Genomic DNA, 17,512 nt, shown 5'->3' on the forward strand with positions numbered 1-17,512 from the left:
GCCTTGGTTATGCGATCAGGTCTTTTGGATCGCTGTTGCCCAGGCGCTCACCCTGATAGCTGCCGTCTTGAACGCGGCGGCACCACTCCAGGTTGTCGAGGTACCACTGCACGGTTTTGCGCAGGCCGGTTTCGAAGGTTTCTTGCGGAACCCAGCCCAGCTCGCGTTCGATCTTGCTGGCATCGATCGCGTAGCGCAGGTCGTGGCCCGGGCGATCCTTGACGAAGGTGATCAGGTCGGTGAATTTTTCCACGCCGGCCGGACGTTGCGGCGCCAGCTCTTCCAGCAGGCCGCAAATTCCGCGCACCACGTCGATGTTTTTCTGCTCGTTGTGGCCGCCGATGTTGTAGGTCTCGCCCACCACACCTTCGGTCACCACTTTGAGCAGCGCGCGGGCGTGGTCTTCGACGTACAGCCAGTCACGCACTTGCAGGCCATCACCGTAAACCGGCAGCGCCTTGCCCGCGAGGGCGTTGAGAATAACCAGCGGGATCAATTTTTCCGGGAAGTGGAACGGCCCGTAGTTGTTCGAGCAGTTGGTCAGCAGCACTGGCAGGCCATAGGTGCGCTGCCACGCGCGTACCAGGTGGTCGGAGGCGGCTTTGCTGGCCGAATACGGCGAGCTTGGCGCGTAAGGGGTGGTTTCGGTGAACAAGTCGTCCACGCCGTGCAGGTCGCCGTACACCTCATCCGTGGAGATGTGGTGGAAGCGGAATGCGCTCTTGGCCGGCTCGGCCAGCGTCTGCCAGTAAGCGCGGGTGGCTTCGAGCAGGCTGTAGGTGCCGACGATGTTGGTCTGGATAAAATCCGACGGGCCGTCAATGGAGCGGTCCACGTGCGACTCGGCGGCCAAGTGCATGATGGCCTGGGGCTCGAAGCGCGTCAGCAGGGCGCTGACGGTGGCCTGGTCGATGATATCGGCCTGGACGAACTCGTAGCGGCTGTTTGACGCCACACTGGCCAGCGACTCAAGGTTGCCGGCGTAGGTGAGTTTGTCGAGGTTGAGCACTTCGTGCTCGGTGTTTTGAATCAGGTGGCGGATCAGGGCGGAGCCGATGAAACCGGCACCGCCGGTGATAAGAATACGCATGTCGAGGGCCTCTTCCTTAGACGGACATTGGGCAAAAGACGTGTAGCTTGATTCGTGCGTCGGCGCGGTGCAAGCGCGCTTTGCATGAGGGGTTGATTAACGCCCCCGAACAGTGGCGATATAGGCGCCTGAAAAGAACCGAGGTTGCCCCAATGTTGCTCGCCACGTTGATCCATCGTGCCAGTCTGCCTTGCCCGCAAGTGGGCCCTGACACGGCAGCGCACCTGCTGGAGCAACATTACGGCCTCACCGGCACCTTGCAGTCGTTGGGCAGCCAGCAAGACCTCAATTACCGGGTCGACAGCGACCGTGGCCGGTTTGTCTTGAAAATCTGCCGGGGTGATTACGCCGCCGTGGAGTTGCAGGCCCAGCACGCCGCCCTCAATGAGCTGCAAGCGCACCTGCGCGTGCCCCGGGTTATCCGCGCCCGCACCTGTGAAGAACTGCTGACCGTGACGGTCGACGGGCAAACCTTGCACGTGCGGCTGCTCGACTACATCGACGGCCAGCCGCTGACCCATCTGCCGCACCTGGGCCGCGAGGTGATCGCAGGTTTTGGCCAGTTGTGCGGGCGCATGAGCCTTGCGCTCGCGCATTTTCAGCACCCAGGCCTTGAGCGCACGCTGCAATGGGACCCGCGCCACGCCCTGGCATTGATCAAGCACCTGCTGGCCACCCTGGAAAACCTGCCCCATCGCGCCGCGCTGGAGCAGATGGCCGAGCAGGTTGAAGCGTGCATCCAGCCGCTGGCGCAGCAGTTGCCGTGGCAGGCCGTGCACATGGACATCACTGACGACAACGTGGTGTGGCAGCGCGATGCCGGGCGTCGCTGGCAAATCCAGGGCGTGATCGATTTCGGCGATCTGGTGCACACCTGGCGCATTGCCGACCTGTCCGTGACCTGCGCCGCGCTGCTGCACCACGCCGACGGCGACCCGTTTGCAATTTTGCCGGCGATCCAGGCGTGTCATGCCATCACGCCGTTGCAGCGCGAAGAATTGCAGGCGCTGTGGCCGCTGATCGTCGCCCGTGCCGCGGTGCTGGTGCTGAGCAGCGAGCAACAGCAACGGCTGGACCCGGATAACGCTTATCTGTTGAAAAACGCCGAGCACGAGTGGGAAATTTTCCACGTGGCAACGTCGGTGCCGTTTGAGTTGATGGACGCAGCGATCCTGCGGTGTGTGGGTGAAACGCTGTCGCCCCTGGCGGGTCTGGATTTCGCGCCGTTACTGCCGGGGTTGGTGGGCCGTGAGTTCGCGCTGATCGACCTGGGTGTGCTCAGCCCGCATTTCGATGCGGGCAATTGGGAAGCGCCCGGCATCGACCGGCGGCTGTTGGATGAAGCGGCGACGGTGCACGGGCTGGCGGCCAGCCGATATGGGCAATATCGCTTGTCGCGCACGCGCCCCGACACTGCCGTCGAGCCGGACACACTCGCGCTGCATGTGGAATTGCACCTGCCTCATGGCACCGTGTTGGAAGCGCCCTTCGCCGGGACGCTGCACCAGGGCGCGAAGGGCGTGCTGCGCTTGCAGGGTGATCAGCTAAGTGTGCGTCTGTGGGGCGTAACAACCTTATTGCATTCAGATTCGGTACTGGTGAAAGGGCAGATCCTCGGTGAGGTCCACGCGCCGCTGACCGTGCAGTTGTGCCGCGCCGACCTTGAGCCGCCGCTGTTCTGCACACCGTCCAGGGCGCTGGCGTGGCAGGCGCTGTGCCCCTCGCCGGCGATGTTGTTGGGGCTGGCGTGTGATGCCGCACCCGAGTTGGACCCCAAGGCCTTGCTGGCACGCCGTGACGCGAGTTTCGCCCGTTCGCAGAAGCACTATTACGAGGACCCGCCGCGCATCGAGCGGGGCTGGCGCAACCACCTGATCGACATGCAGGGGCGTTCCTATCTGGACATGCTCAACAACGTCGCGGTGCTGGGCCACGGTCACCCGCGCATGGCGGTGGTGGCGGCGCGGCAATGGTCGCTGCTCAATACCAACTCGCGCTTTCATTACGCGGCGATTGCCGAGTTTTCCGAACGTTTGCTGGCGTTGGCGCCGGAAGGCATGGACCGGGTGTTTCTGGTCAACAGCGGCACCGAGGCCAATGATTTGGCGATTCGCCTGGCGTGGGCCTACAGCGGCGGGCGCGACATGCTCAGCGTGCTGGAGGCTTACCACGGTTGGTCGGTGGCGGCGGATGCGGTGTCCACCTCGATTGCCGACAACCCGCAAGCATTGAGCAGTCGCCCGGACTGGGTGCACCCGGTGACGGCGCCGAATACCTATCGCGGGGAGTTTCGCGGGCAGGACAGTGCACCGGACTATGTACGAAGCGTGGAACACAACCTGGCGAAAATCGCCGCGAGCAAACGCCAACTGGCCGGGTTTATTTGTGAGCCGGTATACGGCAACGCCGGGGGCATTTCACTGCCGCCGGGCTATTTGCAGCAGGTGTACGCGCTGGTTCGCGCTCGCGGCGGCGTGTGCATCGCCGATGAAGTGCAGGTGGGCTACGGCCGCATGGGCCACTTCTTTTGGGGCTTTGAAGAGCAGGGCGTGGTGCCGGACATCATCACCATGGCCAAGGGCATGGGCAACGGCCAGCCGCTGGGCGCGGTGATCACCCGACGGGAAATTGCCGAAGCGCTGGAGGCCGAGGGCTATTTTTTCTCGTCGTCGGGGGGCAGCCCGGTCAGTTGCCGTATCGGCATGGCCGTGCTGGATGTAATGGAGGAAGAAAAGCTGTGGGAAAACGCCCAAGTGGTGGGCGCGCATTTCAAGGCGCGCCTGGAAGCACTCATCGAGCGCCACCCGCTGGTTGGCGCCGTTCACGGTTCGGGGTTCTATTTGGGCCTGGAGTTGGTGCGCGATCGGCATTCCCTTGAGCCAGCATCGGAAGAAACTGCAGTGCTGTGTGATCGCCTGCGCGAACTGGGTATTTTCATGCAGCCGACCGGCGACTACCTCAACATCCTCAAGATCAAGCCGCCGATGGTCACTTCTAAACGCAGTGTGGATTTCTTTGTCGACATGCTGTCGAAGGTGCTGGATGAGCAGCTGTAATTTACCGATTGTTATCGGCTATTAACTGTAATGTCACGCGCCTATTATCTTTTATCGCTTTTAAAGCCGATTTTTATCCGTTATAAAGTCGGCTTTCACCCCATTCGGAGTCTTGAACGCCATGATCACCCTGCACAGCACACCCCGCGCCGATGGCTTTCATATGCCTGCCGAATGGGCGCCACAAACCCAAACCTGGATGATCTGGCCCGAGCGCCCGGATAACTGGCGCCTCGGCGGCAAGCCTGCGCAGGCTGCTCACGTGGCCGTGGCCAAAGCCATCGCGCGGTTTGAACCGGTAACGGTGGGGGTGTCGGCCGGTCAGTACGAAAACGCCCGTGCGCGTTTGGACGTGCCCAATATCCGCGTGGTGGAAATGTCCAGCGATGACGCCTGGGTTCGCGACACAGGCCCGACGTTTGTGATCAACGATAGCGGCGAAGTGCGCGGCGTGAACTGGGATTTCAACGCCTGGGGCGGCTTTGACGGCGGCCTTTATGCGCCGTGGAACCGCGACTGTCAGGTAGGCGGCAAGATCCTTGAAATCGAGCGCGCGTCGCGTTACCGCACCGAGGGTTTTGTGCTGGAAGGCGGTTCGATTCATGTGGACGGCGAAGGCACGGTGATCACCACCGAAGAATGCCTGCTGAACCGCAACCGCAACCCACACCTTGATCGCGCGGCAATCGAAGCCGTGCTCAGTGACAATCTGGCTGTGGATAAAATCATCTGGCTGCCGGACGGCCTGTACAACGACGAAACCGACGGCCATGTGGATAACTTCTGCTGCTACGTGCGCCCAGGCGAAGTGTTGCTGGCCTGGACCGATGACCCGCAAGACCCGAACTACGCGCGCTGCCACGCCGCCATGGAAGTGCTGCAAAGCAGCACTGACGCCAAGGGCCGCGCGTTCACGGTGCATAAAATGCCGATTCCTGGCCCGCTGTACGCCACCGAAGACGAGTGCGCCGGTGTGGACCCGGTGGATGGCTCGCAAGAGCGCAATCCGACCGTGCGGCTGGCCGGTTCCTACGTCAACTTCCTGATCGTCAACGGCGGCATCATCGCGCCGAGCTTCAATGACCCGCTGGACAGCCAGGCCAAACAGATTCTGCAGGACCTGTTCCCGCAGCACGAAGTGGTGATGGTGCCGGGCCGCGAACTGTTACTGGGCGGCGGTAATATTCATTGCCTGACCCAACAACAGCCCGCCCCGCACAAAAACTGAGTGCAGTTGTAACAGCGTGCGCAGCAGTGGCGTAAAGCCACTCTGTGCGGCGCTCACAGCAAGCCCGCGGCCCAGCAAGGTCGCGGGCTTTTTTGTGTCCGAACGCCTATAAACACGGGGACATTGGCATAGCTCTTGTATCGGCGTTGCCATAGTGGCTCACGGTGATGGCTGTGCAGTTTTGTCATAAACCTTGAGTAAGTTAGCCGCTCACGCACTAGGAGAGAGCGCTGAAATGAATGCAGACATCAACCTGATCCACACGCGCCCTTTCCACCCGACTCGGGTCAACGGTGATGCGATCCATGCGTTGGGGCTCTGGTTGAAAGCAAACGGCTCGCGACAGGTGAGGCAAATCGACCTGCGCAGCTTGATGAGTGAACGCTATCCGGCGGGATTGTTCACTGAGGATGAAGTGTTGGCGTTGTGTGAGTTGACGAAAGACTGAAAAACACCGGGATCTAAAAATGTGGGAGCGGGCTTGCTCGCGAATTCGGTGTGTCAGATATACATTCAGTGACTGACACACTGCATTCGCGAGCAAGCCCGCTCCCACATTTGGTTTTGTGATGAGCCTAGAAACTGTAGGTGCCGGTCACGACGAGGCTGCGCGGCTCCCCCGGTTGAATCTGCGCCACGCTGGTGGCGGAGTCGTAATAGTGTTTATCGGCGATGTTGTTCAGCGCCGCCCGTACATCCCATTCCTTTTGACGAAACCCGGCCAGTGCATCCCAACGTCCGTAACCCGGTAACACCACGGTGTTGAGGTTGTCGGCATAACGGTCGCCCACCAGCGTCAAACCGGTTTCTGCATACCAGCCCATTTCCGGTTTCCAGGTGATGAACAGGCTGCCATTGCGCTTGGCCACATCGCTGACGCGCTTGCCTTCAAAACCGTTGTTGTCTTTCTCAACCTTGGCATCCTGCAGGCCCACGCCACCGCGCACGTACCAGTTGCCAGCGATCTTGCCGGTGCCCGTCAGCTCGATACCGCGTGAGCGTTGCAGGCCGGTGAGAAGGGTGACGGTGCGGTCCAGCGGGTCGCTGGTGCGGCGGTTGTAGAGTTCAAGTTCGTACACGGCCAGCGTGGTGCTGAGGCGGTCGTCGAGCCAGTCACTTTTTACGCCGATTTCCTTTTGTTTGGTCAGCTCCGGGCTCAGGTCGTTGACGCTGCCTGCGGCATTCGGGGTGATGCCGATCAAGCCGCCGCCAGCGGGGGAGAAGGTTTTGCTCCACGACGCATAAAACGAGTGATGCGCAAGCGGCGTCCACACCAGGCCCACGCGCGGGCTGGTGCTGTGGCTTTCGACGTCTTGGCGCACGTTGAACACCTTGCTGGTGGTGTCCACTTCAAAGTGGTCGTAGCGCAGGCCGGCCAGCACTTGCCATTGATCGTTGAGGCGCAGTTGGTCCTGCACGTACACGGCGCGGCTCTCGACCTCGGTGTGGTTGTAGCTTGAAAGGCTCATCCGCCCGGTGTGGCTCAAGTGACGGTTGGGCCTGTTGAGGTCGAGGCTCGGCACGGCTTGGCCGCCACGGTTTACGGCGGTGGCGGTGTACAGCTTGGGGTCGCGGCGCTGGCTGCCCAGTTCAAGGCCGGTGAGCACGCGATGCTCCAGGCCGAAGGTGTCGAAACCGCCTTCCAGCTCAAGGTTGTTGAACACGTTGCGGGTGGTCAGGTCCTGCTGCCAGTGCTGGCGGGTGACCTTGTTGGTTTTTGGGTCGTAGCCGGTCTGGTAGGTGTTGTCGAAATCGCTGTCGAGCTTGAACACGCCGAGGGTGTGGCGCAGTTGCCAGTCGGCGTTGAGTTCATAGGCCAGCCTGGAGCGCAGGGACTGGGACTTGTCGTCGATATAATCGCGGCTGTCGAAGTAGGTGGTGCCGCGGCTTACGTCCGCCGGGCGCCCGTTGACCCCGGGAATGCCGCGGTCCGGCGTGCGGTTGTAGCGGCTGTATTCGTATTGCACCAGCCAGTTCAGGTCCGGCGTGAGTTGCCAGCTCATCGACGGCGCGAACAGTTGGCGGTTGCCGCTCACGCCATCGCGGAAGCTGTTGTTGTCTGCGTTACCCATGTTCAGGCGCAGGCTGATAGTGTCGGTCGGGTCGGTGCTGAGGTCGGCGTACAGGCTGCGCATGTCCTCGCTGCCGCCTTGGGCTTCGATGCTCGACTTTTGGCCGGCTTGGGGCAATTTGCTCACGCGGTTGACGATGCCGCCCTGGCCACCTCGGCCATACAGCACAGCGGCCGGGCCTTTGAGCACTTCAATGCGCTCAATGTTATGCAGGTCGCGCACGTATTGGCTGTCGTCGCGGATGCCGTCGAGGTAGAAGTCGTTGCTCGCATCGAAGCCGCGGATGCGCAGGCTGTCGAAACGCGTGTCGGCGCCGCTGCTGACGTTCGGAATGCCGCTCAATGCCTTGCCCAAATCGTTGGTGCCATAAGCGCGCAGGCTCTCGGTTTTTACCGAGTCGATGGCCTGCGGCACATAACGCACGGCCGTCGCAGTGCGCGTGGCGGTGCTGGTCTCTTTGACGCGTGGGTCATCTTCATCCGCTTCGGCGCTCACCGAGGTTTCCGGCAGCACCGTGGTGGCACAGGCAAAACCGGCAGTCAGCAGAACAGAGAGCCCAAGAGTGATGGGCGTCAGGCGAGGGGCAGGCATGGGAAATGTATCCGAAAAGGTTGAGGATAAAATTGCGCGCGAATGGTAATGCTTTGCATTTGCGTGCGTTATCTATTCCCGGACTTGCCTGTCGCTGAAAGTGTTACACGATGTGTTTTCTTGACGAAACGGACGGTTTTCAAGGCGCGCCTGAAGGCCCTGGAACGCCTTGCTTAGACTTTTTTCGCCTAGATTCAGACGATTCACGAAATTGACACATAGTTCAACCCGCGCATAGGATTGCGCCCAACGCCTGTGGCTAACCGCCATAACTCATCCAATAAAAAAGGCCTGCGGCACTTCAGTCGTCCGCGGGCCTGTTTTTTTCTGGAGAAAAGTCGACACCAAAAAAGCGACACGGAGCTTGGTGTCACAGCGCGTACTCAACCAGTAATAAGGAATATAAAAACATGTTGAAGCAACGGATGAGTCTGATCGCTCTGGGGATTTTGAGCGCATCGACAGCCATGGCCAACGACCAGGAGCAATCCAAGGGTTTTGTTGAAGACAGCCACCTGAACATCGCAGCACGTAATGCCTACATCAGCCGCGACTACAAAAACGGCAAGCAAGACAAAGCTGAATGGGGCCAGGGCTTCATCGGCAAATTCGAATCCGGCTTCACCCAAGGCACCGTTGGTGTGGGTGTGGACGTGATCGGCCAGTACGCTATTCGCCTGGACGGTGGTAAAGGCCGCAGCGGCGCAGGCGGTATCGACTTCTTCAAGCAAGGCGACAGCGGCGCAGCAGCCGATGACCTGTCCAAAGGCGGCGCAGCCGTCAAGGCGCGTATCTCCAACACCGTGATCAAGTACGGTCAGCAGATGCCAGCCGTACCGGTGCTGCAGTACGATAACTCCCGCCTGCTGTCGGAAACCTTTGAAGGTACCTCGATCGTTTCCAAAGAGATCGCCGGCCTGCAACTGGACGCCGGCCACTTCACCAAGGAAGCGCGCAAGAGCGCCGAAGGCAGCGACAGCGGCCGCCTGAAGAGCATCGACTACATCGGTGGCAGCTACAAATTCACCGAAAGCCTGTCGGCCGCGCTGTATGCCTCCGACATGCAGGACGTGCTGAAGAAGCAATACGTCAACGTCAACTACGTGCTTGCCCTGCCAGAGAAGCAGTCGCTGACCTTTGACTTCAACGGCTACAAAACCAAGCTGGACAAGAGCTTCGCACTGGAAAACCAAGGTGATGCCGACGCCCGCGACAACAAAATCTGGAGCCTGGGCGCTACCTGGGCCGTTGGCCCGCACAGCTTCACCCTCGCTCACCAGCGCAGCACCGGCGACACCGGCTACCTCTACGGCGGCTACCGCAATGCCGGCGGTATCGGCGACGGTGGCAACACCATCCTGCTGGCCAACTCCTACTGGTCCGACTTCAATGGCAAAGACGAGCGCTCCTGGCAAGCCGGTTACGGCATCGACTTCGCCACCTTCGGCGTGCCGGGCCTGACCTACAACGTTGCCTACGTGCGCGGCACCAACATCGACGACGGCAGCGGCCGTGGCGATGGCACCGAGCGTGAAATCTGGAACCAGTTCAAGTACGTGGTACAGAGCGGCCCAGCCAAAGACCTGAGCCTGCGTGCTCGTGCGTCCTGGTTGCGCGTGTCCAACAACGCCAGCAACTACAACGTAGGCGGTAACGAACTGCGCCTGTTCGCCGACTATCCGATCAACGTTTTCTAATTGATCCGGCGTCGCGCCTGATTTCAGGCAATAAAAAACCCCGATCTGTTCGGGGTTTTTTTATGTGCGCCAATCAGCCCTGACTGGCGCACTTCACTTGTTACTCGTTAGTGCAGGGTGACTCCAACACCTTCACCACATCATCAATCACCGCCTTGCTCATCTCCTGCAAATAATGCGACGCCCAGGCATAACGGTCCGTTTCCTTCGTCATCGCCGCGTCTTCTGCGAGCAGCTTGGCAACGTGGAGCAAGTCGGAAACATGGCGCAGGGCTTCATGCAGGGAAACACCGCTGTTGACGCGGAATAGGGGTTGGTCGGAGTGGAAGGAGAACGGGGTGACGCCGAGGGTGGTTAGTGCAGATGGATTTGTAGCGGTCATTGGTGAGACTCCCATATCGAGTGAGAGCTACCACGTTCGTGATTCAAACGAATGCGTGGCGCTTGAGCGCCTGCATCAAATCGAGTTCTCAGGCCCGGCCGCTGCGGTGGCAGTGACGGTCGCGAGAGTAGCTGGGTGGAGGATGGGGAGCAAACGGGAAAATAGATGGGTTGGTTTTGAGTCAGCTTGGTCGGTGTAGAGGACGATTGGTGAAATTATTTACTTTATGGATTGGCTATAATTATTGGCCAGCCATAATTTTTCATAAAGGCGGGGACATTGGTGAAAGCGCCTACTGTGAGGCAGCACATCAGTTTCACCACGTGATGAACATCCAGACTTCAGAAACCACAAAGCCCCGAGTTACGGGGCTTTGTGCTGTGGGAGTATCTGTATCTACTGACTTGTAATCAGTTGCTCAATTTTTTGAGCGTCTCTGCCAATCAAACCCTTAAACCCCAGAAACAACAAAGCCCTCACATTTCTGTGAGGGCTTCGTTTTGTATGGTGCGGCACCAGGAGTCGAAAAACATAATAACTATATGATTTTAATATGTTTGGTATGAATAAATAAGAACTTCTACCTCTAAAACTATCCTTTGGCATTTGCCCGCCCCCACAGACGGAATCGCCCCTGTATTCCTAGGAACTCTCCAAACTCAGTAAGTAGCGATTTTCATTCGCTACTGTCGATAGCTGCATTGGAAGGCCAAAACATGAGATGCAGGCGTCGTTACTGAATGGTGCGTGGGATAGCTGTGCGAGCTGGTGGCCGCAGGAGAGGGACTTGCACAGGGTGGACGGTTGCCGTTATATCGCCACCATTGGAGTGTTATCATCGACGGCCAGAGTCTGGACCAAAATAGACGAAGGTCGGGAGACCAGGGAATGGAACAAGAATTTTTGTTGAAATTTCTTGAAATTGGAGCTATCGACCTCAAAGGCGATGACACCAAACTTGAGAAGCTGCGATCTACGGCTAAGGAGCTGGCAGCTAATCTTCGAAAGGCACCCTCCAAGGCAATCAGCTACACAATGGTGGCGGTCGATCCCGAAATTGAATCTTCGGATCCAATTTTAGAGGAGGCGATGTCTATCCTCCGCAAGCAATGGGAAACGGTTGTATACGCCTTTTCCGCGCGGCCTGTGGGTATTTTACGAGCCCTCCTTCTAGACGCGATCATGCAGGCCGCTCGTTTAGATGATGCGATTGCCGTTGCCTTTATCAATACGGCGCGCAATGTGTTGCCTCACACCGAAACCTCCGACGAAGCTGAGATTTGGCGCGAAGCTGTTAGCGAAATTGAGACGAAGGTCGATGCCCGTGCCGAGGCTGAGTGGGCAACGCCGGAGATGATTACGGTAGAACCGTTGCAGTACGCGGCGCCAGCTCCTGTGGCTGTAGATTACGAGGCACCCTCAGTTGATCGGAGCACGCTACGAGAGAGCGTCTATTCCGCTGCGGGACCTTGGGGGGGTAACAATCCAAATCCGCATCAGCCTAGCCAGAACAACCACTGGGCTCCAGGGTTTGCAGACCGAATGACCGCCGCCATCGCAGATGCGTTGAATAAAATGGCCGAGGAGCTTGCGCCCGTACCGGTTGACCTATCCGGTCCTCTATCTGAGTTAGCGGAGGCAGTCACTGCTCACGTTGACAAGGCTCTTTTCGGTTTCAGTGGCGCGACGGCTGGGCTGCAGCGCCGTACCAATCTGCTTTGGTGGAAAGAGGCGCTGTATTCCCCCAGTGCTCACGCGAGCTACCTCGACCTGCCACCTTTCGAGGCCTCCGCTTTGATGGCGCTCGACCTACATGAGCAGATACCAACCTATTCGCCAGCGAGTGTCTCAGCCTTCTTACGGGAGGCGATTCGCTGTCTTCCGGTCGTAGATGACGTGCAAAAAAACGGCGAGCGTGAGGTCGCGAGCCTAGTAGAAGACGCCAGGACAATCGCATCCATGCAGCCTTTCCGCTCGCTGGCTGCTAAGTACACTTCTGAACCAGTTGGGCGAGGACCTCTATTATCGTTGATTGGACATCTGAGGAGTTCAGGTGCAATCGAAGCGACAACCCTGCGTAGCCTCGGTGGCGTTGACGCTTCCACTAGGATGACCCCATCCGAGTGGGGGACATACTTATTCCGTGAGCTCCAGAGTGCACGCGCCATAAGTCAAAGTCCAACCAAACGGGTTAGGAAGAATTAAGACGCCTATGGATAGATGCCCTCACCCCAACTGTTTCGCTGATGACAACACGACTTGCACGCTGGGTCACATCCGGCGCGACTCCTGCTCCGAGTGGAAACGTGGAAGCAAAGGCGAAGTAACCGCTTCGAATGATGACGACCATTTGCTACTTCCGTGGAGCGGTCTGGCGATGGGTGAGTCTGATCTCAACTTTGTCAGCGGTAAGATAAAACCCATCACTGTCGGTATCGTCGGTCCCGAAAGCGCAGGTAAGACGACACTTCTTGGTGCGTTCTATCTACTGCTGGGGAAAGGCACACTGACTGATGATGCCAATTTGTTCAGCAACTCATACACGCTGGCAGGGTGGGAGGCGGTGGCGACGTATTTGCGATGGAAGCCAGGGCAGCCCCCCAGCTTTCCGCCCCATACACCCAGCGGAGCAGCTCGAGCACCCGGCATGCTTCATCTTGCCTTTCGCCGTGAAGACGGTTCACTACGCGACTTTCTTTTTGCCGATGCACCTGGAGAGTGGTTTCAGAAGTGGGCGATCAACGAGCAGGCTGCCGACGCGGAAGGGGCCCGCTGGATTGCTCGGCACGCAGACGTCACGCTACTGATTGCTGACCGACAGGCTCTTGCTGGCCCCAAAATGGGGACCGCTAGAAATGACTTTCAACTGCTTGCTCAGCGTGCAGTAGCCGAGTCTCGCGGACGACGTTTGGCACTCGTCTGGACGAAGGGGGATGTAGATGTGGCAGAGGCGATGGAGGCGCAGATCAGAAAAGCAGTGGCCTCACACTCATCTAGCGTTCCAGAGTTCGTAGTCAGCGTATCAGCTAGCGGCATGACCGATGCTGCAGAGGGCTTCCGCGAGGTATTTGACTGGGTTCTCTGCACTAAACGCGCGGGGGTTGATTTACCCATGACGGAAGTCATTGGTCACGATCCACTTTTTCGATTTGGTAGGAGATAGTTGGTGGCTGCACAACACACCATCTTGTTAGTCGGCGAGTCAAACGTCGGCAAGACACACTACGGGGCCCAGTTTTTGAAACGGCTCATGGTGAAGTCTTGCGAGCTCAAGATGACAGGAGCTCCAACGAACCTTGAGGCATTCACTACGGCTCTCAGTTGCCTGACTGAGGGGAGGGCTACCGACCACACGCCGGCTAATATCTACACCGAAAGCGTATGGCCGATTACGGACCAAGCTGGCCGATATGCAGAACTGGTCTGGCCAGACTATGGCGGCGAACAGGTTCGCAGTCTTGTGACGCAGCGCCAGATCCCGGCCGCTTGGCGTGATCGAGTGATCGAAGCCACGGACTGGGTAGTGCTCATTAGGCTGCATTCTCTTCGGTCCGAAGACGATTTGTTCTCGCGACCGCTGCAGTCGTTCGCTGCAGGTGAGCCACAGGGAGAGGCGGCAGAGTACGAGCTGTCAGATCAAGCAAGGGCAGTGGAACTCCTTCAAATGCTGCTCTACTTGGCGCAGTTCAATTTAGATCGGCCTCTTGTAAAACCGCGCTTAACGATCTTGCTGAGCTGCTGGGATGAGCTTGAAACTACGGAGATGCCGGCTGATCTCTTGTCGTCTCGACTGCCGATGCTGTGGTCGTTCGTACGTAGCAATTGGGTATCGCCAAATGTGCTTGGCCTATCAGCTCTGGAGCGAGCGCTCAGCATGACAGATGCAGACCGAGAATACGCAATCCGTGGCCCTGAAGAATTCGGTTACGTGGTTCTACCCAACGGTGCTAGAAGCCCGGATATTACTCTACCAATCCAGCAATTGATGGCAGCCAGGACATAAGCGCATGCGAGTTGAGCAGGCTGTTTATGGCGAGATCCATGGTCGCGGTCACGGATTGAGAACATCGAGTACGAATGCGCCGGTAGTAGCTGCTATTGCATCAAAGCTCGACTTGCCAGATGTAGTGCCCCCCGGCGTGCAAGCTTGGTCGCCGTTTGTTCGCGGTTTTCCTATCGACGACCATTACGTTGTCGCTCGCACGTTTCTGGATTCGAGCGCGTCGCGCGGTGGAATGGTGCTTACTCATGCGCTAATCGTCAGCTTGGAAGACATGTGCGAGGTAGGAAGTTTAGCCGTGCTATTTAGGCGGCTGGCAGCCTCGGTGGCAGAGTGCCCCGCATCGGTGGTTACGCTTGAGCTTGATAATACCCCCAGCAGTTCCGTGCTGGCAGCTGACTTGATCGGCACTGCCAACGCATTGACAGCTTCGGGACTCACTCCAGTGGTCCGACTAAGTGTCGCGGGATTTGAGCAACTCGTCGATTCCCTATGGAAGAACCTTTGGCCGGCCTTAAGGCGCTCCTTCGCGTTCCGCCTGAGCTTCGGGCCGAACGACTTGGTGGAGAAACCCACGCCGACACTTGTATGCACGCCCGAGAAGCTCCAAGTTCGCTGGACAAAACACCTCATCGTCAAGTCAGATGATGAAACTCCTAACTCTGAATCCGCTGGCATTCTTTGCGGCCGGCGCGACGTGCAACCAATTCTGGACCTCGCCGAGGACCTAGGCCTTGCAGTTCATACGCTTAGGGAGTTGAGCCGGCTTGAGCGGCTACAAACTCTCCTCTCTGGCGGAGAAAGCTTCGATGAATTGCTGGCTGCAATACGCTTAGCAGACGGACTGTCAAATCAACCGACTTTCGGGGTATGCATCAAGGACAGACTCATCGGTCGGTTCACAGCCTTGATTCCAGGAGCAGGCTGTAAGCAGTTAATGCTAATGAGGAACTTGGCGCTCCCTGGCTTTGCTAGCACGCGGCCATTGTGGTCGGCGGTTGAGCTACTTGTGGGTAACCTTGAATTTTCGCCTGCAGACGACAGCGTCTTAACCCAGATGATCGCAGCCACAATTGATGAAGATCTCGCATTACCTCTGTGGTGCGCTGCAGTGAAAAACGGCTTATCGGCTGCCGCTCGCCGAGACAAAAACGCGATTTACCTCGCAATTTGGAGATGGGCCGAACATAACCATAGCGCGTTCTCTATAGCGGTAGATAACTTACCTGCTGATGCAACAGTTGAGCAGCGGCTGGCGGGCCAAGTACCCAGAAAGCTCACTGTGACCTCATCAGATACTTTGCTCTCGCCGATGCTGAAGAAGTGCTGGCTGACCGCGTACGGCGCCGTGCTAGCGGCTACGCTTCCCCCCATTGATGCAACTGGCCACCAGCTTAAGGTAGATAAAGACCTAGAGTACAGTGCTGGTTTGCGGTCAGCCCTTCGATTTGCAAGCCCTACTGAAGCATTAGACTGTGCGCTCGTGCATAAGGATTTGCGTCTGGTCGGACTGTGCGCAGAGCAGGCTGCTGTCCATCCTGAGATTCTTTCTCACATCCGATGCGAAGACATCACCGAGCAACAGCTGTGGGGCATGGTGATAGTCAAAGACGTTTCTCTGTGGAACGCACCTAGCAACGCTATCGGTGCGCGTGACACTGTTTTAGATCTACTCATCGAGGGACTATCCGTCGACACCGGCTTACTCAAGGCGCTGGCGAAGACCCCTTTGGCTGACCTATCGGCCACCTCGGAGCGGGCCCGGCTCTGGTCGCTTCTGCCCGCTTCGCAACGTGAACACTACCTTCAGGCGACCGCTACCGGCTGGCTGGAAATCGCGGAGAAAGGCTCGGTGGTGATTACCCCTGAAGCCCCGCTTGAACAAGCAATCTTGGCGAGCGCGAACTTGCGGCCAGTTCTTGAAAGGTCATCAGCGCCGGTTGATACGCGTCTTGCAATCATTTGTGGCCTCCCGTCTTTTTCCGAAGATCAGTTTATCGCGTGGCTTAAAAACGTCTTGAGAGGTGCTCAAAATTTTTCTCATGCGGCTTCTGAGCAATTAGGAACGCTTGTGTCGTCTCGACATTGGGACCGCGCGGCCAAGTATCTTTCGGACCGGCTTGGCGACCGTCCTGATATCAAGCCAGGGCTCAGGTTGTGCGCAGGCTTGCTTCCCTTTTACACACGCTGGATGCTTGGTATCACAAAGCTAAGCGCTGCCGAGAAGTGGAGAGCTTTGGAAGATGAGGCCCGTCAACTCTATCCAAGCGGTCCGGATAGTGACGAACTCTGGTCTCGCGCCGGAGGCAAGAATTCCGATCTGCTTGGACGTTCTCTAAATGGGGCAACGCGTTGGCACACTGCATTGAATTCAATCCGCTCCGGCGGCCGTCCGACAGCATCTGATCTACTTAAAATAATGTGCCAAGACTTTCCCATGAACGAGAAGCTGCGCCTCTTTGTTTGCGACGCAGACATTGTTGGCTGACATTAAACCTCCCACATACCCATGGTTGAATCATGAACCAAACTGGCTACCCGCAAGGCCACGCCCTTCTTATTGGTGTGGCGAACTATCAGCACATTTCCAGACTGCCTTTAGCGATTCTGAACGACGTCAATGACGTCGCAGTTACGCTCTCATCGCCGGATCACTGCGGTTATCCCCCTGCCAACGTCGTCACTCTCCTAGATGCAGACGCTACTCGGGCAGCTGTTTTGAAAGGGCTAGACGAACTGGCTACTCGGGCCGGGCCTGATGATACCGCCTGCGTATTCTTCTCCGGCCATGGTGGCGTTGTAGGTGACCCAGGCAATGAAGACAGCGTGCTGGCCACTGTGGATAGCGATCTCGCTGACATCGAAAACACCTCCATTAGCTCTAGTGAATTAGCTTCTGCGCTTGCGCAGATCCAGTCGAAGCGACTGTTGGTCTTCATCGACGCTTGTCATGCTGGAGGGGCTGCGATCTCAAAATATTTGACTGATAACAAGGGCCACGAGCTCAAGTCTGGCTATAGCCAAAATACGTTCGCGAAGCTGGCAGTTGGTAGCGGACGCGCATTAATGGCATCTTGTCGTGCTAACGAAGAGTCGTCTGTATTTGTTGGTGCGAGGAACAGTGTATTCACGACTGCGCTGCTGGAAGGTTTACGCGGTGCTGCCGACAAGAGCGGAAGCGGCTTCATCAAGGTTTTTGACTTGTTTAACTATGTCTCCGAAGAGGTGCCTAAGCTGATTCCGGATGAGCAGCACCCAATCTTTAAGGCTGACAATCTTGAAGTTAATTTTGCTGTCGCGCTGAGCCTAGGTGGGAAGAAGTGTAGTGGTCTAATGAAACCGGACACCCATTTAGGCGAGAATGCTCGCCAGATAGAGGTGTCTGATGACCAAACA

At 57.8% G+C, this 17,512-nt stretch carries 12 protein-coding genes; 9 read left to right on the forward strand and 3 right to left on the reverse strand.

Going from position 1 to position 17,512, the window contains the following annotated elements; genetic code table 11:
• Positions 1-7: 7 nt before the first annotated feature.
• Positions 8-1,090 carry a dTDP-glucose 4,6-dehydratase gene (gene rfbB / locus Q7C20_RS24930; protein ID WP_348054892.1) on the reverse strand — a complete coding sequence of 361 codons (1,083 nt, stop codon included), beginning with the start codon at positions 1,088-1,090 and terminating at the stop codon, positions 8-10.
• 152 nt (positions 1,091-1,242) lie between these two features.
• Between rfbB and Q7C20_RS24935 the strand changes: the two genes are divergently transcribed.
• The 3 genes from Q7C20_RS24935 (at position 1,243) to Q7C20_RS24945 (ending at position 5,822) form a co-directional block, all read left to right on the forward strand.
• A complete protein-coding gene (locus Q7C20_RS24935) occupies positions 1,243-4,146 on the forward strand; it encodes an aminotransferase (RefSeq protein WP_375070931.1) in 2,904 nt (967 codons plus the stop codon).
• A gap of 121 nt (positions 4,147-4,267) precedes the next feature.
• The gene (aguA, locus tag Q7C20_RS24940; protein WP_375070932.1) at positions 4,268-5,374 is read left to right on the forward strand and encodes an agmatine deiminase; all 1,107 of its coding nucleotides are present in this window, start codon (positions 4,268-4,270) and stop codon (positions 5,372-5,374) included.
• Between the two features lie 235 nt (positions 5,375-5,609).
• Positions 5,610-5,822 (forward strand): hypothetical protein, encoded by a 213-nt coding sequence (locus Q7C20_RS24945; protein ID WP_348054889.1) that lies wholly within the window; start codon positions 5,610-5,612, stop codon positions 5,820-5,822.
• Positions 5,823-5,949: 127 nt separating this feature from the next.
• On the opposite strand, the gene Q7C20_RS24950 is transcribed toward Q7C20_RS24945, so the two are convergent.
• Positions 5,950-8,037 (reverse strand): TonB-dependent receptor, encoded by a 2,088-nt coding sequence (locus tag Q7C20_RS24950; protein WP_375070933.1) that lies wholly within the window; start codon positions 8,035-8,037, stop codon positions 5,950-5,952.
• A gap of 410 nt (positions 8,038-8,447) precedes the next feature.
• On the opposite strand from Q7C20_RS24950, the gene Q7C20_RS24955 reads away from it, so the two are divergent.
• Complete coding sequence (locus tag Q7C20_RS24955) at positions 8,448-9,734, forward strand: OprD family porin (RefSeq protein WP_348054887.1); 1,287 nt, start codon at positions 8,448-8,450, stop codon at positions 9,732-9,734.
• A gap of 100 nt (positions 9,735-9,834) precedes the next feature.
• Here Q7C20_RS24955 and Q7C20_RS24960 read toward each other — a convergent pair whose 3' ends face one another.
• A complete protein-coding gene (locus Q7C20_RS24960; RefSeq protein ID WP_375070934.1) occupies positions 9,835-10,116 on the reverse strand; it encodes a DUF3077 domain-containing protein in 282 nt (93 codons plus the stop codon).
• An 888-nt stretch (positions 10,117-11,004) separates the two neighbouring features.
• Between Q7C20_RS24960 and Q7C20_RS24965 the strand changes: the two genes are divergently transcribed.
• The 5 genes from Q7C20_RS24965 to Q7C20_RS24985 all read left to right on the forward strand — a co-directional run.
• On the forward strand, positions 11,005-12,321 hold the full coding sequence (locus Q7C20_RS24965; protein ID WP_375070935.1) for a GTPase-associated system all-helical protein GASH: 1,317 nt from the start codon (positions 11,005-11,007) through the stop codon (positions 12,319-12,321).
• A gap of 172 nt (positions 12,322-12,493) precedes the next feature.
• Positions 12,494-13,279, forward strand: a complete 786-nt coding sequence (locus tag Q7C20_RS24970) for a hypothetical protein (protein WP_052719951.1) — start codon at positions 12,494-12,496, stop codon at positions 13,277-13,279.
• 3 nt (positions 13,280-13,282) lie between these two features.
• On the forward strand, positions 13,283-14,119 hold the full coding sequence (locus Q7C20_RS24975; RefSeq protein WP_046064126.1) for a hypothetical protein: 837 nt from the start codon (positions 13,283-13,285) through the stop codon (positions 14,117-14,119).
• 4 nt (positions 14,120-14,123) lie between these two features.
• Positions 14,124-16,604, forward strand: a complete 2,481-nt coding sequence (locus Q7C20_RS24980; protein ID WP_375070936.1) for an effector-associated domain EAD1-containing protein — start codon at positions 14,124-14,126, stop codon at positions 16,602-16,604.
• Between the two features lie 32 nt (positions 16,605-16,636).
• Positions 16,637-17,512: caspase domain-containing protein (locus tag Q7C20_RS24985; protein WP_375070937.1), on the forward strand; the 876-nt coding region annotated here is incomplete at its 3' end.

Origin of the sequence: Pseudomonas sp. AMR01 (genome assembly GCF_041946035.1) — a bacterium.
In the GTDB taxonomy this organism is placed as follows: domain Bacteria; phylum Pseudomonadota; class Gammaproteobacteria; order Pseudomonadales; family Pseudomonadaceae; genus Aquipseudomonas; species Aquipseudomonas antarctica_B.

Coding starts and splice junctions, on each gene's coding strand:
- Q7C20_RS24965 (WP_375070935.1), top strand. CDS start 11,005: ATGGAACAAGAATTTTTGTTGAAATTTCTTGAAATTGGAGCTATCGAC.
- Q7C20_RS24950 (WP_375070933.1), bottom strand. CDS start 8,037: ATGCCTGCCCCTCGCCTGACGCCCATCACTCTTGGGCTCTCTGTTCTG.
- Q7C20_RS24945 (WP_348054889.1), top strand. CDS start 5,610: ATGAATGCAGACATCAACCTGATCCACACGCGCCCTTTCCACCCGACT.
- Q7C20_RS24935 (WP_375070931.1), top strand. CDS start 1,243: ATGTTGCTCGCCACGTTGATCCATCGTGCCAGTCTGCCTTGCCCGCAA.
- Q7C20_RS24960 (WP_375070934.1), bottom strand. CDS start 10,116: ATGACCGCTACAAATCCATCTGCACTAACCACCCTCGGCGTCACCCCG.
- Q7C20_RS24970 (WP_052719951.1), top strand. CDS start 12,494: ATGGGTGAGTCTGATCTCAACTTTGTCAGCGGTAAGATAAAACCCATC.
- rfbB (WP_348054892.1), bottom strand. CDS start 1,090: ATGCGTATTCTTATCACCGGCGGTGCCGGTTTCATCGGCTCCGCCCTG.
- aguA (WP_375070932.1), top strand. CDS start 4,268: ATGATCACCCTGCACAGCACACCCCGCGCCGATGGCTTTCATATGCCT.
- Q7C20_RS24955 (WP_348054887.1), top strand. CDS start 8,448: ATGTTGAAGCAACGGATGAGTCTGATCGCTCTGGGGATTTTGAGCGCA.
- Q7C20_RS24980 (WP_375070936.1), top strand. CDS start 14,124: ATGCGAGTTGAGCAGGCTGTTTATGGCGAGATCCATGGTCGCGGTCAC.